Annotated in this window: 18 protein-coding genes; 1 reads left to right on the forward strand and 17 read right to left on the reverse strand. The window is 33.7% G+C overall.

From position 1 onward, the window contains the following. Positions 1 to 5: 5 nt before the first annotated feature. The 7 genes from H3T96_RS08560 to rplM form a co-directional block, all read right to left on the reverse strand. Positions 6 to 947, reverse strand: coding sequence for an inorganic triphosphatase (locus H3T96_RS08560; protein ID WP_144092170.1), 942 nt, complete (start codon positions 945 to 947; stop codon positions 6 to 8). Positions 948 to 1,011: 64 nt separating this feature from the next. Next, complete coding sequence (locus H3T96_RS08565) at positions 1,012 to 2,745, reverse strand: ABC transporter ATP-binding protein (protein ID WP_039126124.1); 1,734 nt, start codon at positions 2,743 to 2,745, stop codon at positions 1,012 to 1,014. Beyond that, positions 2,738 to 4,606, reverse strand: a complete 1,869-nt coding sequence (locus tag H3T96_RS08570; RefSeq protein ID WP_144092172.1) for an ABC transporter ATP-binding protein — start codon at positions 4,604 to 4,606, stop codon at positions 2,738 to 2,740. The genes H3T96_RS08565 and H3T96_RS08570 overlap by 8 nt, the downstream gene beginning before the upstream one ends. A gap of 212 nt (positions 4,607 to 4,818) precedes the next feature. Beyond that, positions 4,819 to 5,229, reverse strand: coding sequence for a ClpXP protease specificity-enhancing factor (locus tag H3T96_RS08575; protein ID WP_065737400.1), 411 nt, complete (start codon positions 5,227 to 5,229; stop codon positions 4,819 to 4,821). 47 nt (positions 5,230 to 5,276) lie between these two features. Continuing rightward, entirely contained in the window at positions 5,277 to 5,909 is a 633-nt protein-coding gene (locus tag H3T96_RS08580; RefSeq protein WP_039126128.1) for a glutathione S-transferase N-terminal domain-containing protein, read from the reverse strand. 332 nt (positions 5,910 to 6,241) lie between these two features. Next, positions 6,242 to 6,634 (reverse strand): 30S ribosomal protein S9, encoded by a 393-nt coding sequence (rpsI, locus tag H3T96_RS08585; protein WP_034915459.1) that lies wholly within the window; start codon positions 6,632 to 6,634, stop codon positions 6,242 to 6,244. A gap of 11 nt (positions 6,635 to 6,645) precedes the next feature. Next, on the reverse strand, positions 6,646 to 7,074 hold the full coding sequence (gene rplM, locus H3T96_RS08590; protein ID WP_034901369.1) for a 50S ribosomal protein L13: 429 nt from the start codon (positions 7,072 to 7,074) through the stop codon (positions 6,646 to 6,648). A gap of 274 nt (positions 7,075 to 7,348) precedes the next feature. On the opposite strand from rplM, the gene H3T96_RS08595 reads away from it, so the two are divergent. After that, the gene (locus H3T96_RS08595) at positions 7,349 to 7,969 is read left to right on the forward strand and encodes a YrbL family protein (RefSeq protein ID WP_144092174.1); all 621 of its coding nucleotides are present in this window, start codon (positions 7,349 to 7,351) and stop codon (positions 7,967 to 7,969) included. Here H3T96_RS08595 and pmrB read toward each other — a convergent pair. The 10 genes from pmrB to H3T96_RS08645 all read right to left on the reverse strand — a co-directional run bounded on the left by pmrB (position 7,938) and on the right by H3T96_RS08645 (position 22,233). Next, positions 7,938 to 9,041 (reverse strand): two-component system sensor histidine kinase PmrB, encoded by a 1,104-nt coding sequence (gene pmrB / locus H3T96_RS08600; RefSeq protein ID WP_144092176.1) that lies wholly within the window; start codon positions 9,039 to 9,041, stop codon positions 7,938 to 7,940. The two genes, H3T96_RS08595 and pmrB, sit on opposite strands and share 32 nt — an antisense overlap. 28 nt (positions 9,042 to 9,069) lie before the next feature. Then, on the reverse strand, positions 9,070 to 9,732 hold the full coding sequence (gene pmrA, locus H3T96_RS08605) for a two-component system response regulator PmrA (protein WP_144092178.1): 663 nt from the start codon (positions 9,730 to 9,732) through the stop codon (positions 9,070 to 9,072). 104 nt (positions 9,733 to 9,836) lie between these two features. Continuing rightward, the gene (locus tag H3T96_RS08610; protein WP_144092180.1) at positions 9,837 to 10,376 is read right to left on the reverse strand and encodes a phosphatase PAP2 family protein; all 540 of its coding nucleotides are present in this window, start codon (positions 10,374 to 10,376) and stop codon (positions 9,837 to 9,839) included. Positions 10,377 to 10,505: 129 nt separating this feature from the next. Continuing rightward, positions 10,506 to 11,180: an amino acid ABC transporter permease gene (locus H3T96_RS08615; protein ID WP_144092182.1), complete on the reverse strand. Its 675-nt coding sequence runs from the start codon at positions 11,178 to 11,180 to the stop codon at positions 10,506 to 10,508. 9 nt (positions 11,181 to 11,189) lie between these two features. Then, positions 11,190 to 11,915 carry an amino acid ABC transporter permease gene (locus tag H3T96_RS08620; protein ID WP_144092184.1) on the reverse strand — a complete coding sequence of 242 codons (726 nt, stop codon included), beginning with the start codon at positions 11,913 to 11,915 and terminating at the stop codon, positions 11,190 to 11,192. Positions 11,916 to 11,918: 3 nt separating this feature from the next. Then, positions 11,919 to 12,746 (reverse strand): ABC transporter substrate-binding protein, encoded by an 828-nt coding sequence (locus tag H3T96_RS08625; protein WP_144092186.1) that lies wholly within the window; start codon positions 12,744 to 12,746, stop codon positions 11,919 to 11,921. 482 nt (positions 12,747 to 13,228) lie between these two features. Continuing rightward, complete coding sequence (locus tag H3T96_RS08630) at positions 13,229 to 14,293, reverse strand: DUF2157 domain-containing protein (RefSeq protein ID WP_144092188.1); 1,065 nt, start codon at positions 14,291 to 14,293, stop codon at positions 13,229 to 13,231. 33 nt (positions 14,294 to 14,326) lie between these two features. Next, positions 14,327 to 14,749 carry a nucleoside-diphosphate kinase gene (gene ndk / locus H3T96_RS08635; RefSeq protein WP_144092190.1) on the reverse strand — a complete coding sequence of 141 codons (423 nt, stop codon included), beginning with the start codon at positions 14,747 to 14,749 and terminating at the stop codon, positions 14,327 to 14,329. Positions 14,750 to 14,764: 15 nt separating this feature from the next. After that, on the reverse strand, positions 14,765 to 17,062 hold the full coding sequence (gene pbpC, locus H3T96_RS08640) for a penicillin-binding protein 1C (RefSeq protein WP_144092191.1): 2,298 nt from the start codon (positions 17,060 to 17,062) through the stop codon (positions 14,765 to 14,767). A gap of 119 nt (positions 17,063 to 17,181) precedes the next feature. Then, on the reverse strand, positions 17,182 to 22,233 hold the full coding sequence (locus tag H3T96_RS08645) for an alpha-2-macroglobulin (RefSeq protein WP_144092193.1): 5,052 nt from the start codon (positions 22,231 to 22,233) through the stop codon (positions 17,182 to 17,184). Between the last annotated feature and the right edge of the window lie 124 nt (positions 22,234 to 22,357).

Consider the following 22,357-nt stretch of genomic DNA (forward strand, 5'->3'; position numbering starts at 1 on the left):
TAACATTACTCTTTATTTAACCGTGCAACTAGCAGTAGTTTTAATACTGTATTTATTGGGCTATAAGCAAAATCATAAACGGAGTGAATATTGGTCATTGCTTGTTGCCACTGTTTAAATTCAGATTCGTGTGCAATATCGTGATTAGCTAGTATTTCGTTTATTTGAATTAAGAGTTGTTGATAAAACGCTAGATCATTATTTTCGAGTGCATACTCTTCGTTTTGTTGCCAAAAATTTAATAAGCTTGATAAATCATGTTTAATTTGCAGGCTAAAAGGAGCGCGATTAACAGGCGCGTTTTTTAATAATCGATAACCGCGAGAGGCCTTACTTTGAGAAAAGAGATGTAGGTTAAATCTGCTCAATTCAATAGCAAAATTGATTAAATCATGTTTATTACCTTGTTTTATTTCTAATTCAACTTCTTGTATCGATTTTGATTTTTCATTAGAAATGATTTCACCTTGATCTAAGGCGACTTCTATTTCGCTATTAGCAAATGAAATTAACCATGTTTGCCGATCAAAATGTGTTGAAAATAATGGACGCAGCATTTTTTGTAAATTTTCGACATTACAATCTTTAGGAAAAGCATCGCTTGGGAGCAAAGTTAAATCAAGATAGTTGTCTGGTAAGCTAGCATTATATTCAGATCGTTCATGTAAACCTGCAACGGCTTTGTTACCATGCTTTACGGTAATCTCAAATTGTTTACTGAGCTTGTCTTGTGTTCCCCTAATCCGTAAACCACATCCATTAGAACGTAAATAGTAATCTTGAGTATCATAATAGGTATTAAAAAGTTTAAGTTCGTGAATATTGTTTTGAATTTTTGAAGAGGATTCAAATTCAGCTTGATCACAACTTACCCATTGATTTAAAAAATTTTTTAAATCATGAATATCTTTAGTTGCAATTTCAAATTTTAATTCGATTTCTTTCATTATGTTCAGGTAAATCAGTTAATTTTTTATATCATATACCGATTTACCTAAGAAATACACTTAATCAATTACTGACAGAAAACTCTTGTTTTTGCAGAGAATAAAGTCTGGCAAATAAACCATTGTTATCGATTAATTGTTGGTAGCTACCCTGTTCAACAATACGGCCTTTATCTAATACAATAATTTGATCGGCCGTGATAATTGTTTTTAAACGATGGGCAATTACAATCACAGTTCGATCTTTAACTAATTCTGAAATGGCTTGTTGTATATAAACTTCATTTTCAGGATCAAGCGATGCAGTTGCTTCATCCAGCAGTACAATCGGAGCATTCTTTAATAATGCTCTTGCTATTGATATTCGCTGTCTTTCGCCACCCGATAGCTTACTGCCATTTTCACCAACTAAAGTATCCCAGCCATGAGGTAAACGAGCAATCAACTCATCACATCGAGCTTTTTTGGCTGCAAGTTTAACCTCTTCATCGCTCGCATCATGTCGACCGATACGAATATTATTTAAAATGGTATCATCGAATAAAATAACATTTTGAAATACAAACGACACACTGCGCATCAACGTCTCCGGATCGATGGTTTTAATATCATTACCGTCAATACTAATTACGCCTTTATTGACATCCCAAAAACGAGCAATTAATTGTAATAACGTGCTTTTACCGCTTCCTGAAGGCCCTACTAACGCAGTCATTTTGTTTGACGGAATAACACAACTCAGATCATTAATAACAGTTTTTTGCTTATATGAAAAATTAATGTGATCTATGGTAACACTAAAATTTTTCAACAAAACATCATCTCGACCTTCCATTATTGGTTCTGTTTGTAAACTTTTCATCCGTTCAATAGATGTCAGCATATAAAAAAGCTCAGGTAATAGCGTTAATACAGAAATTAAAGGGCTGTATATGCGTGAACCAATAACGATAAAGGCTAAAAATGTTATCGGATCTAAACTACCAATAACGATCAACTTCACACCGACTAAAACAACTATGCCCAAACCTACCTGCAAAATCAAAGTAGATAACGCGACAAAAATTCCACTTACACCTTCAAATTTGATCGATGCCCACATCATATTTTTAAGTGCTCTATCCAGTGTTTTAAATTTTTCACCACTAATACCAAAGCCTTTGATGATTTTAATTCCATCAAGATATTCTTGAACCTCATTTGAGACAGCTAATTTACTTTGTACTTGTTTTTCGCCTAATTTTTTTTCAAAACCTTTGCCGACAAGCATAATTAAAAATGCAATAGGTAAAGTACAAAAGATAGCACTTGCCATTCTCCAATCGTAAAAAGCTAATAAAGCACAAGTAATAACACTACTGCATGAATAACCAATTAATTGGGGAATGACATGACTCAACATGTTCTCAATTGTTGCACAATCACCCATAATATTAGTTGTTAGTTCAGATAAATCTTTACGATTAAAAAAACTAAGTGGAAGTTTTCTAATTTTCTCTGCCACTTCAATGCGAGTATTTGCTGCCTGTCCAAACGCATTTGCATAAGTTTTTTTATATTCTCTTTGATAACAAAATAAAAAAAGTAAACTAGATAATATGCCTAACCCTATCATTAACCATAAATAACTCTTATTTACTGCTAAATGACTTGTTAACGGGGTAATTAACGAGACAATGACTTGCAATAGAATAATAAACGGTAACATCAATGTAAGATTTGAGATCGTACATGCAATGATAGCTTGTCTTAAATTTTCACTTCCTGTATCGGATAACATCAATAATCGCTTAAACATTTTCTGACCCCTGCTGATAACTTATTTGCTCATCATTATTTGACTTATTCATATCAGAATGATGCATTTGCCAATCTAATGTTTGCTGATAATATTGCCACATCTTGTAGTAGGTTCCCTTATTTGAAAATAGTTGTTCATGTGTTCCTGACTCAGCAATATTTCCTTTGTCTAATACGATGATCTTATTAGCATCTCGTATTGTTGATAGACGGTGAGCTATCATAATGACCGTTTTATTTTTCATTAATGCTTTCATTGCTAATTGAATTTTGCTCTCATTTTCAGGATCGGCAAATGAAGTGGCTTCATCAAGGATTAAAATTGGAGAATTTTTTAATAGTGCTCGAGCGATAGCCAGTCGTTGCATTTCACCCCCAGAAAGATGTATACCATCTGATCCAATAATTGAATCATAACCATTTGGTAATTTTTCAATGAATTCATGGCATTGAGCAGATTTAGCAACCGCAATAACTTCATTAATTGTTGCGTCAGGTTTACCGATCCGAATGTTGTTTATTACACTTTGCTTGAATAAAAACACATCTTGAAAAACAAAACTTACTAAAGATAATAAATAATCACTATTCATCTGTTTTAAATCAACATGACCAATTGTAATAAGGCCCTCATCTGGGTCATAAAATCGTGGAATGAGTAAGGATATGGTACTTTTGCCACTGCCTGATAAACCGACTAAAGCCGTTATTTCACCTTGTTTAGCAGTAAATGAAATATGGTTAAGCGCGTTATTACTTTCGGTTGGATTTGATACCTGTTCATCATGATAAGAAAAACACACATTATTAAATTGAATATCGTAGCTTGCAACTTTCAGCCCCTCTTTGGGTTCGCTAAGAGGAGGAACATTTAATACCTCATCCATATTTTGGACGCTTTTAACTGTTTTTTGAAATCCTTGAGTTACATATATCAATTTGAAAAATGGTGCAGGTAATCCTAAAGAAAAAATCAAATAAAAAATGGCTGACAAAATGAAATTAGCGTAATTATCCGTATCACTGATCAAAAAGATAACAACTGGAACAATAAAGAGATAAATACTATTTAATAACAATATAAAAAATGCCATGTGGTATTTAAAACAATATATAAATTTTAAACAATAAAATTGATAAGCTTTAATCGCGTCATTAAATCGTTTAAATGAAAAAAATGTCTGATTGAAAGCCTTTATAACGGTAATACCTCTTATATATTCAACTGAAGCATGACTCATTTCAATCAATTTTTTTTGCAACTCTTGTTGATTGGTTTTGATATCCTTACGTCGATAGCCACTAATTAATACGATATAGGCAAGGATAATAGGTACTAACGTTGCTAAACCTAATCGCCAATCGAAAACGGCTAGAATCACCAAAATAACTACAGGAGAAGCAAAGGATCCAATCATATCGGGCAATTGATGAGCAATAAATTGTTCAATTTTTTCGATATCGTCATCCACGATTTTTCTAAGCTCGCCACTAGAATGGTTTGTATGAAAGCCTAAAGGTAAACAGGATAAATAACGAATAAAGTTGTATTTAAGATTATAAAGTGTTTTAAATGCAACAATATGTGATAAGCATAACGCTAGGAAATTAAAAACAATCGCTAATGCAGCAGCCATAAATGCCAGCCAGCCATAACTAATAATTAATTCGCTATTTAATTCTGTTTGATGACTGATGCTCACTATAATTTCACAAACAATGAAATAGATGGCAATGAATGGTACAAATGAAGTGATGACACTAAAAATAGAGAATAAACAGGAAAAAATCATTAAAGTTTTATAAGTAAATGCTAATTTCCACAAGCGAGAACTTGGATTGATATCAGTTGAATTCATGACATAACACGCACGCATTTTGATGTTAATAATAATCATTATCAATTATAAGAAATTAAAATGATAATAAGTTTTATCTCTTCATTTGATAAGTGATAACTATTAATATTTTAAATTGCGATTGATTTATTATGTTACTTATTGCCCGTTAGTTAAGCGGGCGTTAATAGACATTGAGATTTAAATCTGGAAAATAATTTTATTATTAAAAATTATTTTACCACTCTAAATGGATTGGCCTTTTTTGCAGGAGGTGTTTCGGATTGATTATTTTGTTTTTCTTGTAACGCTCGATATTGAGGTTCATCCTCAAATCCCATCCCTACTCCATTTTCACGAGCATAGATAGCTTCAACCGCAGCCATAGGAACAACAATATGTTGTGGCACACCAGAAAAACGGGCATTAAACTCAATTTGCTCATTATTTGATACATATTGACCTACAGATTGTGGTGCAATATTTAGCACTATCTGATTATTCTGTACAAACTCTTGTGGAACCAATACTCCATAGACAGAAGTATTCACCACAATATAGGGAGTTAAATCATTATCCAGAATCCAATCATAAAAAGCCCTAAATAAATAAGGCCGACGTGGAGTCATTTGCTCAAGTTCCATAAAAATACCTTGTATAAAAAATAGTGCAAATCAGATAAAATTATTTATTATGCTCTCATCTTTCTTTCATCGTCAGTAAGAGACTGAATAAAAGCAGGACGTTCAAAAATGCGTGCCATATAATTTAAATAATTTTTTTCAGCAACTTTTGGTAATTCAATATTAAGCATTGGTAAACGCCATAATAATGGAGCAAAATAACAATCACATAAAGTGAAATCATCACTCATAAAATAATCTTTTTCTTTAAAAATAACTGAAATTGAAACAAGATCATCCAATAAATTTTTTCGGGCTGTTTTAGCTGCATTGCTATTAGGATCGGCAATAATTGTTTCGTAAGCGGCATACCACTCTTTTTTGATACGATACATCGTTAAACGAGCATTTGCTCGAAGAATAGGATAAACAGGCATTAAAGGAGGATGTGGGAATCGTTCATCTAGATATTCTAATGCGATATGGGGCTCGTATAAAGTAAGATCGCGATCAATTAAAGTTGGGATAGTAGCGTATGGATTAAGATCCAATAATTCTTGAGGTAAATCATCTGCGGTTACAAACTCGATTTCAGCAGTCACACCTTTTTCTGCCAATACAAAACGAATCTGATGGCCGTAAATATCTGTTGTATCACAAAATAGTGTCATAACAGAACGTTTATTAACAGCAACAACCATGTTCACTCCCAATAAGCAAAGTTAAAATAAGTTAGTTATGTGACTATTCTAACAAATTGGATAACAAATTTGTTAAAAAAATGCATTTTATTACTATCTTTCTTGTATTGAAAAATTTTTTGACAAGAAGTTTAAGGTTAGCTATACGTTTTAGTAAAAATAATCGTTTTTATGAGTAGCAATAATTAAATTAAAAATCTGAATGTTATATTACAAAAGGCTAAATTACACTTAGTCAATCACCTCAATGACTATTTTAGATAGACAATAATTTGACATAAAAAAACCCAGCTTTTGGCTGGGTTTTGAAAACAATTTTGTAACGTATGCAATTAACGTTTGCTGAATTGTGGACGACGACGTGCTTTGCGTAGACCCACTTTTTTACGTTCAACTTGACGAGCATCACGAGTAACAAAGCCTGCTTGACGTAATGCAGAACGTAATGTTTCGTCATATTCCATTAATGCACGAGTAATACCGTGACGAATTGCACCAGCTTGACCTGAAATACCGCCACCTTTAACAGTGATGTATAGATCAAGTTTGTCAGTCATTTCAACTAACTCTAAAGGTTGCATAACAACCATACGAGCAGTATCACGACCAAAGTATTGCTCTAATGAACGTTTATTAATAACGATATTTCCACTACCTGGTTTAATAAACACGCGAGCAGCAGAACTTTTGCGGCGACCTGTGCCGTAATATTGATTATCAGCCATCTTCTATCCCCTTAAATATCTAATACTTGCGGTTGTTGTGCCGCATGATTGTGCTCACTACCAGCATAAACTTTTAGTTTACGGTACATTGCACGACCAAGAGGACCTTTCGGTAACATGCCTTTTACAGCAATTTCGATGACTTGTTCAGGATGACGTTCAATCATTTCTTTAAAAGTCGCTTCTTTAAGTCCACCGATGTAGCCAGTATGGCGATAATAAATCTTATCAGTGCGTTTTTTGCCTGTTACAGCAACTTTTTCTGCATTGATAACGATGATATAGTCACCTGTATCAACATGTGGTGTGTATTCTGCTTTGTGTTTACCACGCAAACGGCTTGCGATTTCAGTAGCTAAACGACCTAACGTTTTACCTGCTGCATCAACAACATACCAGTCGCGTTTAACTGTTTCTGGTTTAGCTGAAAAAGTACTCATTCGTAATTATCCAATATTTAATTAATCTCACGTTAATAAATCATTTGATTTATTTACACTTTTTGATTGTTTCTATTAACTAACTAACCCCTTCGAGTTGTTACATTAACTTTGACAACCGAAAACAACGTTGGGAAAAACGTTGTTGTAACGTGGGTGCCGATATTATACAGAAATAATATAAAAGCGCTAGTTTAAAAATAAAAAATCATGGCGATAATAAAGTCTTGCTGTTACACTTAAAGTCAAGCCCAAATAATAGAAAATTTATATCATGAATACTACCATCACACTTTCCGAAAAAGATTATATAAGTCGCGGATTACACCGCAAATGTTATCATCACCCAGAGGATGCCAATAAATGCATTAAAGTCAACTATAATGAGGGAGCAGAAGAAGAAACCAACCGCGAAATTGCCTATTATAAACATCTTATTAAACGTAATGTATCATTTGATGCATTAGCTAAATATTATGGACCAGTTTTAACTAATTATGGTAATGGTCATATCTTTGAACTGATTCGAGATTATAATGGTGAAACCGCAATTCCACTGGAAAAATACCTTGCTAATAAATCGTTAACCGAAAAATATTTTGATCAATTAGTCACGGGGCTCAAAGAGTTAAAATCAGCATTATTAAAAGATCGCATCATTACCATGACTATCAAAAGTAAAAATATCTTATTTCAACAGTTAAGCGATACTAACAGTCGTTTAGTTATTATCGACAACATTGGTAATTCAACTTTTATTCCAATTGCGAATTACATTCCTTGTTTTGCAAAATCTAAAATTGAACGAACTTGGCAGCGCTTTTTAAAGTCCATTGTTAAAGAAAATAGTCATAATCCTTTGCTTACTCGTTTAATTGACGTGTTGAATCAGTAAGTTGCAATTGTGCAATTGCACCTTTCGCATCGCCAGATCGATTTTTTAACATAAATAAACCATGATGTAACTTTGCAATACGATTAACAATACTTAAACCAAGCCCAATGCCGTCATGTTTGCGATCCATCCGGAAAAAGGCTTGAGTGAGTTTTTCGCTTTTTGATTCGTCAATGCCTGCCCCCTCATCCTCCACACTTATAAAGATATCTTTTTTATCCTTATAACAACTTACTACTATTTTGGTCTGTTTTGGGCTATAGCGATGACTATTTTCGACTAAATTACGCAATAATAATCTTATTAAAGTGACATCACCATTAAACGAAAGTTTTGTATCAGGTATATTCCATTCAATAGATTGAAATTTCTGTTTAGTTAATTCGGTTAATTCATCAGATAAAGGGATCATAATATCATCATAAAAATTAATCTGTTGATATTGCCCAACTGTAAATTTTTGGCTTGCACGCGCTAACATCAATAATTGCTCAACCGTATTAACTAAACGATCAATTCTGTCAATTAATTCAGTACAATCAATATGGTTTTTAGTTTCTAATAATTCTAAATGTAAACGTATACCAGCAAGCGGCGTTCGCATTTCATGCGCAACATCGGCAGTAAAAAGCCGTTCTTGTGCCAAAGTTGTACTAAGACGAATAAACAGATTATTCAATACTGAAGTAATGGATTTAATTTCGCGCATATTACTAATCGGTGCAATAGGTTTTAAATTCTCTTCAGTACGTTGATTAAGATCTTTTTCCAAAATTTCTAGCGGTTTAGTAATCCATTTGATGGCTTTATAGGCTAAAAATAATGTCACCAGCATCATGGTAAAAGCAGAACAAAACAGTGCAAAAATAGCTTCAAGTTCTTCATGCTCAACCACTTCATCAATTTTATTTTGACTCAGTGTTAAATTAACCAATACATCAATTTGTTCTTTACTTTCATGCCATAACCAAAAAACGGTAATAGTTTGGCAAATGAGCATAATTGCGCCTAAAGTAAAAAAAAGATTCCAACGAATACTGTGACGAATATCACTAAAAGATTTTGCGATCATAATAAATTTATATAGTTAGTAGTATTAATTAACAATCAATGTTAAGTTGATAGCCATAGCCACGAACAGTTCGAATACAATTTTTTCCGAGTTTATTGCGTAATCCATGAATGTAAACTTCTAGGACGTTTGAGCTTGGATCACTTTGCCAATCGTAGAGATCGTTTTGCAGTAAATCACGATGCACTTTTTCACCTGCTTTTAACATCAATCGGGATAAAACGATAAACTCTTTTGGCGTTAATACTATTTCTTGATTATTGACAGTTACTTTTTGCTGTTTGATATCAATAGTAATAGGTCCATAACTAATCAGATTATCAGCGGTACCTTGATTACGACGAATTAATGCCCGCACTCTGGCTAACAATTCTGTTAAAGCAAAAGGTTTTATTAAATAGTCATCAGCACCTAAATCTAAACCCTCTACTCTATCTTCAACGGTATCACGTGCAGTAAGAATAAGAATAGGTGCATCAATTTGCTTTTTTCGCCAGCGTGTCAGTAATTCTAAGCCATCACAATCAGGCAAACCTAAATCAAGAATAATCAGACTAAATTGCCCAAATTGGATATACTGTTCGGCCTGCTTACCTGTTGATGCTAGCTCACACACATAACCATTGGAGGTAATACCATCATACAGACCTTTTTGTAGTAAACTATCATCTTCAACAATAAGTATTTTCATTATCATTTACTCTAATTGGTATTTTATAATAAAGTCGATAGTTGATGACTTATTATATGTTTATCTTTGCTATACAGCGCAATTAATTACAATCCATAAGATAACTATCCATTAATCAATTTACTTACATTTATCCAATATTTTTTAATTATCAATGTGGATATAAAGCTCACAATAAATCCAACCAAAATATCTAATGGCCAATGCACTCCCAGATAGATACGACTCCAACAGACCAATAATGCAATTATCGCCAATAAACATAAGATTGTTTTAGTTCGTTGCGTTTTGTTGAAAAAAGCAGTAAAAAATAGAGTCCATACAAATACCGCATGTTGGCTTGGTAAGGAGCTTGTTTTATCATGAAAAAGGTAATTAGTTCCAATATTTACTGCAAATGGTCGTGGAGAATAAAATAGATGACGAATAATAAAAGTAATCAATAATGCCAAACATAAACTTATCAACATTTTTAACATGAGTTGCCGATAAATAGGATAAATATACCAACAAATACCCATATAAATAATAGGGAAATAGACTAAATATTTTGCACAAAAAATAGCGAAGCTAATAAATGATTTTGATGCTTGACCCGACGCATTGATTAATAGAAAAAGTTGAGTATTAAAATCATGCCACATTAAACAATTACCAAATTAATTAAGTTAATGACAATTTAACGCTTAAACCTTAAAAGAACCTTAATAATAATAAGTCAATTAATAAACAAATTTATCAAACAAAATCGTTAAATGAACGATGATTTTGTACTAAACAAACACCTTTTTTGCCAAAAAAGATACAACAATATCCAAAGATAAACAAATGATAAAATAGACAACAATCACAAATAAAAATATTTCAGTTGGATACACCATACTGCGATTATTAATTTGCGTGGCAATAAAGGTAAATTCAGCGACACCAACAACATAAGCTAAGGAGGTATCTTTAATCAACGATACCCATTGATTAACAAAAGATGGCATCATCATTTTTAGAGCTTGCGGTAAAATAATGTAGATAATGACTTGAATTTTAGATAATCCTAGTGAAAATGCAGCTTGCCATTGATCTTTCGATAAAGCAATCATCCCTGCATGTACTGAGTGCCCAATATAAGCAGCACCAATAACAGATAATGCGAAAACTACCGTTGTAATTGCAGGTACGTCTACATTTAGTAACACAGGCAATAAAAAGTAAGCCCAAAATATGAGCATGATCACTGGAATTGCTCTTAAAAAGCCCAGCATGCCAATAAATAAGGAACGAACAAGCCCTTTACTAACCGTTAAGCCAACGCCAGCTAAGATCCCCATAAAAGATGAAAATACAATTGCGGCTAAACTCATTAATAATGTTAAAAATATCCCACCCGGAAAGTTACCCCACATCATATAACTTAAGTTATTATAGATAACTTCTAGACCTTTAAATTCCATAATAAGTAATTACATCCTACCCGTAGGGAATCGTTTGGTTTGATAAATATTGCCTAACGTGCCAATAATTACAATAGCCAAAATATATAAAAACGTTGCAACAGCAAAATCTTGAAAAGTTTTTAATGATTCGGTTTCAACTTGCCTTGAAACATAAGATAGCTCTAACACACCTATGGCCATCGTTAACGATGAATTTTTAACAATGTTCATATATTGACCAATAAGAGGCGTAAAGGCGATACAAAAGCTCTGAGGTAAAATAATAAAACGCATACTTTGCCACCAAGTTAATCCTAATGCCAGTGATGCTTGTTGTTGCCCTACACTCACACCAGCAATCCCTGCTCTAAATTCTTCGGCAATAAAAGCACTGGAATAACAAGTCAGGCCAATAAAACCAATAATAAATTCGAATGATGGCATTTTCAGGGTAAAAAACCATAATTGAATTTGTGGCTCGTCAAACAACCATATTTTAAATTCGGTGGGCAACAAGTTACCAATACCAAAATACCAAAAAAACAGTTGTGGCAATAATGGAGAATAACGAAAAATTGCGTTATAACCTACCACCATACCTTTAATCAATTTGATTCCACTTTGCTGAGCAATAACCAACAAAAAACCTAAAATCGTCGAAAAAATGATAGTAAGTAGTGAGATAGCTAAGGTTACTAAAAAACCATCCCATAACCACCATAAATAGCGAGCTTCAAGTAATTGCTCTAACATAATTTATTGAGCCGATCCTATTTTAAAAACACCGCGGGGCATTGCAGATTTAGTGTTAGGACCGAACCAATGATTATAAATCGTTAATGCTTCACCATTGGTTTCGAGTTTTAATAATATTTGATTCACTTTGTCTATTAAGCGTGTTTCTCCTTTAGGGATACCAACCGCTTGATATTCTTGTGTGATACTAAAGGGTGAAATTTCGAAGTTTTCACGCTGTTCTTCCGGTACATTGGCGAGTAAGCCAATTAATTTAGCATCATCTTGAGTAATCGCTTGCACCACACCATTACGTAATGCAGCAAACGCAAATGGTGTATCATCATAAGCGATCACTTTTGCAGTTGGATACTTTTCACGAAGAGTAATTTCCATCACGGTGCCTTTATCAGCGCCGATCCGCAAATTTTTTAGATCATCGGCTGTTTTAAGTACGCCCTTTTTAGCAATAAATTTTTGACCGGTAGCAAAATACGGCAAACTGAAATCGACTGTTTTTGCTCGTTCATCGGTAACCGTAAAGTTTGCCACAATTAAATCCGCTTTTTTTGAGGTTAATAATGGAATACGATTCGCTGGATTAGTTGGTACTAATGCAACTTTTACATTTAATTCTTTGGCAATTGCATTGGCATAATCTACATCAAGACCTACAATTTTATTGGTTGTTTCGTCAATGAAACCAAAAGGCGGGTTGCTATCAAATACAGCTATTTTAATTTCGCCCCGCTTTTCGATATCATCTAAACGATCAGCAAAAGCAGAATTGGAGCTTAATAATGTGCCGAGAAAAGCAATCGTTATTAGCGATTTAGTAAAAAATTTCATTCAAAACCTCATTAAAAGTTATATTAGGTACCGCTAAAGTCTATCAACAAAAAAATGAAATAAATAAATAACAAATCATCACATGGTTATAACTAAAAGTTATATTAAGAGAATTGAACTTGCTTTATAAGATTGTTAGAGTCTAGAGAATACACTCTTTTTAGTAACACATTAAAAATAATAATAATCAGACCTTGCATTAAAAAAATCTGGTCTTTAAAAAATTAACGATTAAAAAAACATATTGTTAAATATCAATAGATGTATTGGTAAGAGTAAATCCCCACCCATTTCAATAATATTGCTGGAATATGGTTAAAGATTGAGATTCAAATTGATATGATTGTACGGGATGAAAGAGAAGATTTTACGGATGAATATACTATATTATTTCACACTAACCGTGTATCCATAATCGTGTATCCATAATATAGTTTAAAATGTGGATTAATATAGCGAGTTAGGCTCAGTGAACAAACACATTAATGATGTTTAAATTCAAGATATTTTCTTAATCCTGGTGGCACAGATTGCAATAAATAAATGTTTATTGCTTTTTCGTGACGTTGCCAAAAAATACCTGCCACGATAATAGATAAACCTATTATTGTTAAGGCTAAAGGAAACAGTAGACTGTCTTCAAACACGTCATATGACAGATAACTTAAATATCCCGTTATTCCTAAACCGCCAAAAATAACAAAAACTCTTCTAACGATTATTACCCCTATTAGTATCATGAGTAAATTAATACAGAAATAGAAAAATTTATTTAACTCACTGTCTGATTCCATTGAACTTAATGCGCCCCAAAAAGTGAGAACACCAAATAAATAGAGCCAAAATGACAAATCTTTATCACTTTTATTCTTTATATCAATAAGAAAGGCCACCACAACAACCAATAATCCAAACCATAGCGATACTTGTTGACGCATATTGAAATAATCCGAATAATTAATATCGTTTTTTGCATAACCCAATAAATGAACTAAATAAGGTGTAAGATCCATACTCATATACCAGAGTGTAAATGCTAGTGGCATAAATAAAAAAGAAGATCGATATCGAAGAATTAGACAAACAGCAACCAATACGGTCGCTAACTCCATAAATAACCACCGAAAGTCAATATATCGATGATAATCTCTGTAATCATAATGGTTATCCCAAACGCCTATAGCATTTTCAAGTCCATAAACCCCTAAAGGCGTTAATACAATCACTAACGTTATTAATATATTCGCTGGAATGATCAGATGATAACGTTTCAATAAAAATTGTGCAGTGCAAAGTGCAGTGATGGCATAAATCGCACTAATACACAATAAACCAATACCGCCTAAATGCTCCCAACCTAAAGTCATAAATAGTGACATCGCACCTATCGCAATCAAACCTCCTAGATAATACAATATATGCGTAAATTGAAAGCTAGGTAGATGTTTATTCTGTTCTTGGAAAAACAGCCATAATTGTTCTGCCTGCTGATGAGTCAATAATTTTTGTTCCACTGCACTCGTTAATTGTTTATAGGTAATTTTCATAAGTTTTATAACTCTTTGTTAAATAATAATCACCTAACGAAATATCTCACTATCAACAAAAAAATAAGCAATTTCGCGTTCTGCTGATGCTAAAGAGTCGGAACCATGTACGGCGTTTTCTCTCATACTGTTCGCAAAATCGGCTCTTAAAGTCCCAGCAGCGGCTTTAGATAGATCTGTAGGTCCTATAAGTTGTCGGTAGCGTTCAATGGCATTTTCACCTTGTAAAACTTGAACAACAATTGGTCCAGACATCATAAATTTTACCAAATTAGCAAAAAAGGGCTTGTCTTTATGCTCAGCATAAAAACCTTCAGCTTGTTCTTTTGTTAACCTCACCATTTTCATAGCAATAATATCGAGTTTAGCTTGGTGAATTCTTGTTTGAATTTCGCCAATAATCTGTTTTTTTACCGCATCAGGTTTAATAATGCTGAGAGTTTGTTCAATCGCCATGTTAATGTACCTTTATTAATCTGACATAAAATTTATTCGGACAATTTGTCCACTTTCATCTAATACCAGTAAACGATGTTTTCCATTTTTAGTCACAGTTAAAGCGACTTTTTCATTATCCTTTGAATTAGCCACTAAAGTACCATCTAAAAACCACCATTTTTCACCAAATCCACCTTCAGGAATTAAATCAATCGTGACTTGATTATTGCCTGGTAATGCTCTAACGAGTTGTTTATCCCGTAAACCAACAATATTAAGTGAGGCAAAAATATCTTTACCCATTACAGGACATTTTTTATCAATTGGGGGCAGTAAAGATTGTCGTCTTTCTTTAGTTAACAACCAATTTTCTAATGAAATTGGCCATAAAGCTATCTGTTTTTTTTGTGCTCCTATACAATCAGCGGCTACACGCTCACCGCGATCATTTACCCAAATATTTATCCAACCTGAACGATAAATATTGTTTTTTAATTCACTATAGGTGCTTAATGTTGGTGGCAACATATTATTTAATACCCATGCTGTTTTTTGACGATGACAATTAGGATCAGATTCAGGAAGTGGCTGCCCTGATGGCCAACAAATTTGGGCGCTTGAGACTGATTCAGGTTTCTCATAAGTAAGGAGAGGATGATTTAAACGATTTTCTCTATTTAACAAAATCGAATTTACTTGTTGTAAAATTGGAGTTGCAGACATTGAACCATACTGCCCAACAACAGGCGTACCATCAGGGCGTCCTACCCAAATGCCTATTAAATATCGAGGATTTATACCAACGGCCCAAGCATCGCGATAACCATAACTGGTTCCTGTTTTATATGCTAATAAATTGCTATTAATTAACATTTGCCGTGTTATCCATGCACTACCATCAGAGATAAAGGGTTTATTAATTAAAGGATCAGATTGAGTATATCGCAAGGGGCTCACATCCCCGTGCTTTGCAAATGCACTGTATGCACTAACAAGGTTATCCATTCTAAGTGAAGCACCACCTAATATATAGGAAATATTCGGATCATTTGCGATAGAGGATAAAGGTAAACCAATACCCGCGAGTTTTCCTGCGAACCTTTTTGGACCATATAACTCAATTAATTGAACTGCCGGTAAATTTAATGATTTACTCAATGCATCAGAAGCACTAACAGGCCCATGAAAACCCTCATCAAAATTAGTTGGTCGATAATCGGTAGTAATACGCGGAATATCTTGTAGTAACGATTCAGAATGAATCATACCTTCATCAATAGCAAAGGCATAAATGAAAGGTTTGAGTGTAGAACCAGGAGAGCGTAACGCTCTAATCATATCGACTTGACCAAAACGCTCTTTATCATTAAAGTCAGCAGAACCAACATATCCTTTAACCGTCATATCGTCATGATCTACCACTAAAATTGCCAATGATGTTTTAGGCGGGAGCTGTTTTTTTCGATTAATAGCAAGATCTTCTAAAATATATTGAATAGAAACATCAATAGTGGAATGAATAATATTATCATTAGGATATTGCTGTTTTAAACGATAAGCCAATAATGGTGCTAACTGTGGTGCTTTTCGTGGATAAACCCAAACTTCATCACGTCGAACTTGTTCAATCAACTCTTTTGGCCAAACATCATATTGAGCAAGTCTATCTAATACTTTGTCACGAGCTTGCTTAGCTCTTTCAGGAAATCGATCGGGTCTTAATCGACTCGGTGCTTGAGGCAATACCGCCAATAATACTGCTTCACTTCGAGTTAATGCTTTAGGTTGTTTACCAAAATAAGACCAGCTAGCGGCTCCGATACCCTCAATTGTGCCTCCGTAAGGCGCATGATTAATATATAAAGTTAAAATCTCTTCTTTACTATAATGTAGTTCAAGTTGAAAAGTCCGAAAGATTTGTTTTAATTTACCGATAATTGTTCGATCATGGGGAGAGAGTAACCTAGCCACCTGCATTGAAATGGTGCTACCGCCTGAAATAATTTTATTATTGGATATGTTTTGCCAAGCAGCACGAAATAACGACATCGGATTAATACCAATATGATTATAAAAATAACGATCCTCATAATTTAATAACACATCAAGATAATAATCAGGAACTTCATCAAGGCTTACCGAATAACGCCAAATACCCTTTTCATCAGCAAATCGCCATAAAGGTGTTTCATCTTGAGCAACAACGGTTTGTGTTGTTTTATTTTGCGAAATAGATAATGGAAAAAAATAATCCAAGACAAAAAAACTGCCGACCAATAAAACTGATAATAATAATAAAAAAAGAAATGATTTATAAAAGAACTTTTTCATTATTGATATTCAATTATCCAACACAATTTTAAAAAAATAAAAATTCCGCCAACGCTATTGGCGGAATAGTCAATGAAGTTAATCTTAGCGATAGTATTGGAATTTTTACTATCCCTTGATTAATTACTTTCTTTATTAGGAACAGATATCGTCATCAAATCTGGTGATTGTCCGATTGCAAAACGTTCAGGACGGTACATAGATTCAACATAAGGATAAGGAATCATGTAATTACCTGTTGTTACCGCTCTAACTAAATAAGCAACACGTTTATGATATTTTTGGCGTTCCTTATAATTTTGGATATTAACAGCAGCAACATATCTATCATCTCTAAATTCCTGATATTTAAGTTGACTTACATCATCATCTTTCAATAAATCAGATACACCAGGAATTGATGATAAATTCACGCTACTATTTGAAAGATTTTGATTTTCAAGTTCTAACCCAGCTGGTAAGTAATCAACAATCAATGCATCATGAACAGGTTCTTTTGATGTTACATCTAAAATCACAACCATCATGGAACCCACTTCTAATTGGGATGGATTTATTTCATTGCCATGTAGATCGTAATAGGTTCGAGTAATATTGAAGAAACCATCTTTCGATGTTGGTGCCGGTGGCGTTTTTCCATACCCAGAAAGCGAAAATTTAGCATAAAGTGGTCTATCATGTTCTGAATTATTGATAGATAACCCTTGACTTAAAACTTCATAATTATAGGAATGAGAATAGACTGAATTAACATCAACAATACTATCATTTATTGCCAGTTTAAATTTATCATCTTTTTTATGTTGCTCTAATGACCAACCAGCAATAAATAATGAATTTAACTCCTGAGTTGAGTAATAACGTTTATTTTTTAATAATTCTGATAAATTAACTAAATAATTGGCTTGATTTTTTGTGTCCATGTCGTTTTCTATCAATAACGATAAAATTAATGCTTGATCACGAATCTCAGTACCATAATTACCCCGCCATGTACTGTAGTTATACGGAGTAGTGAAGATTAATGGTAATAATTTATCATAAACAGATGTCAAACCATTTAACTTAGCGCTTACGGCTAATTGAGCCAAAGGTAACGGACTATAGATAAATGATTTATCTTTGCTGATCTTATCTGATAAATAATTAATCTCATTACGCATCGCTGAGGTAATCTTATTTTGTTTAGACAGTATCATCAACGCATAAGCTTTAATAGAGAGTTTTTCAAACTCAAGTGCATTTTCATCCCCATAATAAAGATTATTAAATGCAGAAGTATCATAAATATATTGACCAAGACGCGACATTGCTGCATCAAGAGCTTTATCATTCACCTGATAACCTCGCTCTTTAGCTTGCAATAAAAAGTCAGTAGCATAAACAGTAAGCCAATGTTCTTCTTCGCTATGATTACTCCATAAACCAAAACTACCATTACTACGTTGCATTGATAAAATTCGTGAAATGCCTTTTTGAATTTTTTCTCGGCGCTTATCATCAGAATCCGTTTTAATACCTAACTGTGCAAGCTGTTCACTGTTAGCATACAAAGATGGGAATAAGCCACTGGTTGTCTGTTCTAAACAGCCATAAGGATAGGCAAATAAACTTTTAATATATTGAGCGATATTCAGTGGTGGTTGATTAGAGATAACCAATTGCCCTTCAATGGTATTTTCAATCAGTCCCATTAACGCTTCGTCAGGTAATTTCCAACTTTTCTTTTCATCTAACACTACTTCAAAATATCTTGTAGTTGCAGCATAGGCTGGTCTTACGCCGATAGCCCATGAACGATGAATATCAAAATCTGAATTATCATCAATAACAATCCCTTTCACATTTATATTTACAGTACCTTTACCATAACCATAATCTGCGACAACAGGAATTTGAATAATATTTTTTTGTTTGCTATCAAGTCTGACAGGGATAGATTTTACATCATTTTGATGAATTAACCCCGTCGTTGATACTTCAACTTGCATATTTTGAGTCGTATCAGTCAAATTATGAAGATCTAATGCTAATACTGCTTGATCTCCCCCAGATAAAAAGCGCGGAGTTGTTAATTCGGCAATAACAGGAGCGGCAACTTTCATCGTTTTTTCTGCTTTACCAAAACGATTGTCATCCCATGCTTGCGCCATGATGCGCAATTCACCATTAAAATTAGGTAATGGTAAATCAATAACACCCTCACCTTGGTCATTTAACTGAATGGTTTTCAATTGTTGAGCAACAATAAGAACTTCATTAGACGGTTTTTTTCCGCCAGCGCCCATCGCATCACCACCAAAACTCATGTTAACATTACGCCCTGAAGCCTCAATTAACTTACCATAAACATCAAAAATATCGACATCATAACGTTTACGCCCTAAAAATCCAGCATAAGGATCTGGCGTAATATAATCAGTAATATTTAATACACCAGAATCAACAGCTGAAACTAACACTGTGACTTTTTTATCTTTTTGGATAAATTTTTCATCCATTTTGATTTTAATTGGCACAGTACTTTCTGGTTTCACTTGTTTTGGTGCATTTATTGAAATATTTAAATGGCGATTTGTTGTATCAGTAGGTAAATAAAGTAAACCAATTGCTCGTTTTACTGTTTGTACGGCCGCATTAGTTGATGGACGGATTATCATGGCATTAATATAAATATCATGTCTTCCCCAATCTTTAATTGGTATATCGACATCTAAACCTTTTTCGCCAACAGTAATTGCTTTTTTCCAAATGATACCATCATTCGTTTCAAGAGAGATATAACCAGAGCCTGCAACTGGGGCTTGAACGTTGACTTTAGCCACATCACCGACATTATAAAATGGTTTATCAATACTTAACTTAACTTGATCGGGACGTACTGATTTCGTACCACGTGTATTATCCTCCCAATCATAACCTGACCAAAAGCGAAAGCTTGTCACTACTTTAGACGCTTCATCGATCACTTCAACACGATAAGATCCATAATCACTGGTTAAATAGCTTATTTTCGTCGTACTATCCTTTTCAATTGATAGCTGATCTTCCGAAATAACAATCTCACTGGAATTATGATTAAGTTGCCAGCCATCTTCACTTGACCAAGTCCAATAATATTCACGACGTTCACGAATCAATCTTGTTTTTAAGGAGTTTGTGGCCAGTTTGTTACCGTCTAGATCAACATAAGCAATTTCAAATTCCGCATTAGTCCCTATATCAACGGTAGGACGATCATAATAATTATCAGTATTCCAATCATAATAAGGTGAATCGCCAATCAATGCTCGGATAGCTGGTAATTGATTAGCAGGCCAAATGGTTTGAGTTGCATAACGTGTAACCGGCCTACCTCCTGAATCGAGTAAACTCGCTTGTAAAACTACTTTCACTGGAGAATGTAAATTTGCCCAATTACTCCTTTTAATATGAAGCTGGGTTAAGCCATCGTTATTTAATGTTTCTTCAAAAGAACCAAGTTCACTATAAAGACTACCATCTGTCACTGAACCAATTTTGAAATCGGCTAATCCGGCAATGGAGTCAACTTTCTTTAAATAAACATTTGCGTTTAGGCGATTATCTGATGCTGGTGCACCATACAAATACCAACCTTTGATATCAAAGTTAACATCTTCATCGTTTAATATTGGACCGTCTGACGAACTGGTTATTTCCATCGCCATACGTTCTGGCAAAAATTCTTCCACGTTGAAATACCAATAACGATATATATCATCTCCTAAATTAAAACGAATTGACCATTTACCTGTTGCCGCATCAGATGGAATGACAAAATTTGCCTGATATAAACCATTGGTATTAGCACTGCTTTTTAATTGAAAATTTTTAACTACACGCCCATCAGTTGAAATCGCATCGGCAATAATTGGTTGATCAGGCAATGGTTGTCCATCCGCATCACGCAATAATGCATTAAAATAGACGGTTTCATCTGGACGATAAAGATCTCGTGGACCAAAAACAAATAATTGTGCATGAGAATAAGGTGTACCGGATAAATCGAATTCAGTCAAATTAAGGGCATTGCGATCGACATATATAAATGAAGTTTGTTTTCCATCATTGGCAAGCAATATCCAATTGTCATCATGGGTATTCATAGAAAATTCAGCATAACCATCTTTATCTGTTTTTTCCGAAACACTACAATCGTCGTCTTTTATTGTTACATAACGACAAGATATTTCGATATTTGCAAGAGGTTTACCATCATCTAAACCATGAGCCATAACCGAAAATCTACGGTTTTTGTAGTTATGAACTGAAACACCAATATTACTTATTGAAAATAGGGTTGCTGGATTTGATTCATTGTAAGTTCCAGCTTCATTCATCACCGCAACATAAACACCTTCTTGTTTAAGTTCACTAATTTTAGAAAGATTGACTAAAACAGTTTCTTGGGCATTAGGTTTAGGATTGAGATCAAAACGTGACGAGTAAACTAAATCAGCATAACTATTGAGTTCTTCAGAGCGCCAAGCATATAGCATATTAATAAAGCCAAATTTATCAAAGAAATCACTTAGTTTTTCTGGCTTAATTTTAAAAAAGTTTATGTCGACCTTATTAACGTTCAATGTCGTCACAGGTAATCCACTCATGGACTTACTCGGTAATAATAATCCAGTACTTGCAAAATTTACTAATGGCTGACGATCCCGAGTGGTTAATTCTTTTTCATAAACTGATTGTAAACTCTTGTTATTAATCGCCGTTAACATTTTATCAATGGTTAAATCTAATTTACGATTTGGTGCAAGATAACGATGTCTTAATTCCAAACCATTATCAGACAACTCCCAGTCACCATCGACAACACCTGTTTCCTTGTCAACTAATTTCAGTAAATTTGAAAAATTTAATTTAGGAAGAAGTGGAACAGAAAAAGTCACGACTAAAGTACTTGATCCATCAATAATCATCTCCGAACAATCAAGAATTTCAAATTTTTTATCTTTATATTTTTCGATTAATTCTGGTGTTGGATTAAATACATTATGCAATTGCGAATTAACACTCGAGTTTTGAGTTGTGCTATTTTTTTGATTAGCGGTTATATTTGTCGTTAGCTCGTTGTTTTTTGCTTGTGCACATAGTGTTAAAAACAAACCCAACATAGCTAAGAGTTTTATTAATCTCATGATTCCACCCAATTCCTTTTATTTCACTAAATGTTGTGACTATTTTTTGCCGATATTATGCACTGTCACCAAACATTTAGCAAAATATCTTTACAGATAAATTGAATTTTTAGGTAAACAACTA

Source organism: Gilliamella sp. W8136, from assembly GCF_016101285.1.
GTDB classification, from domain to species: Bacteria; Pseudomonadota; Gammaproteobacteria; order Enterobacterales; family Orbaceae; genus Gilliamella; species Gilliamella apicola_N.

What these genes read in the sequence shown, in the direction of transcription:
- H3T96_RS08645 (WP_144092193.1), bottom strand. Translation starts at nt 22,233, where the DNA reads ATGAGATTAATAAAACTCTTAGCTATGTTGGGTTTGTTTTTAACACTA.
- ndk (WP_144092190.1), bottom strand. Translation starts at nt 14,749, where the DNA reads ATGGCGATTGAACAAACTCTCAGCATTATTAAACCTGATGCGGTAAAA.
- H3T96_RS08575 (WP_065737400.1), bottom strand. Translation starts at nt 5,229, where the DNA reads ATGGAACTTGAGCAAATGACTCCACGTCGGCCTTATTTATTTAGGGCT.
- H3T96_RS08625 (WP_144092186.1), bottom strand. Translation starts at nt 12,746, where the DNA reads ATGAAATTTTTTACTAAATCGCTAATAACGATTGCTTTTCTCGGCACA.
- pmrA (WP_144092178.1), bottom strand. Translation starts at nt 9,732, where the DNA reads ATGAAAATACTTATTGTTGAAGATGATAGTTTACTACAAAAAGGTCTG.
- rpsI (WP_034915459.1), bottom strand. Translation starts at nt 6,634, where the DNA reads ATGGCTGATAATCAATATTACGGCACAGGTCGCCGCAAAAGTTCTGCT.
- H3T96_RS08630 (WP_144092188.1), bottom strand. Translation starts at nt 14,293, where the DNA reads ATGAAAATTACCTATAAACAATTAACGAGTGCAGTGGAACAAAAATTA.
- pbpC (WP_144092191.1), bottom strand. Translation starts at nt 17,062, where the DNA reads ATGAAAAAGTTCTTTTATAAATCATTTCTTTTTTTATTATTATTATCA.
- H3T96_RS08620 (WP_144092184.1), bottom strand. Translation starts at nt 11,915, where the DNA reads ATGTTAGAGCAATTACTTGAAGCTCGCTATTTATGGTGGTTATGGGAT.
- H3T96_RS08595 (WP_144092174.1), top strand. Translation starts at nt 7,349, where the DNA reads ATGAATACTACCATCACACTTTCCGAAAAAGATTATATAAGTCGCGGA.
- rplM (WP_034901369.1), bottom strand. Translation starts at nt 7,074, where the DNA reads ATGAGTACTTTTTCAGCTAAACCAGAAACAGTTAAACGCGACTGGTAT.
- H3T96_RS08570 (WP_144092172.1), bottom strand. Translation starts at nt 4,606, where the DNA reads ATGAATTCAACTGATATCAATCCAAGTTCTCGCTTGTGGAAATTAGCA.
- H3T96_RS08610 (WP_144092180.1), bottom strand. Translation starts at nt 10,376, where the DNA reads ATGTGGCATGATTTTAATACTCAACTTTTTCTATTAATCAATGCGTCG.
- pmrB (WP_144092176.1), bottom strand. Translation starts at nt 9,041, where the DNA reads ATGATCGCAAAATCTTTTAGTGATATTCGTCACAGTATTCGTTGGAAT.
- H3T96_RS08565 (WP_039126124.1), bottom strand. Translation starts at nt 2,745, where the DNA reads ATGTTTAAGCGATTATTGATGTTATCCGATACAGGAAGTGAAAATTTA.
- H3T96_RS08615 (WP_144092182.1), bottom strand. Translation starts at nt 11,180, where the DNA reads ATGGAATTTAAAGGTCTAGAAGTTATCTATAATAACTTAAGTTATATG.
- H3T96_RS08580 (WP_039126128.1), bottom strand. Translation starts at nt 5,909, where the DNA reads ATGGTTGTTGCTGTTAATAAACGTTCTGTTATGACACTATTTTGTGAT.
- H3T96_RS08560 (WP_144092170.1), bottom strand. Translation starts at nt 947, where the DNA reads ATGAAAGAAATCGAATTAAAATTTGAAATTGCAACTAAAGATATTCAT.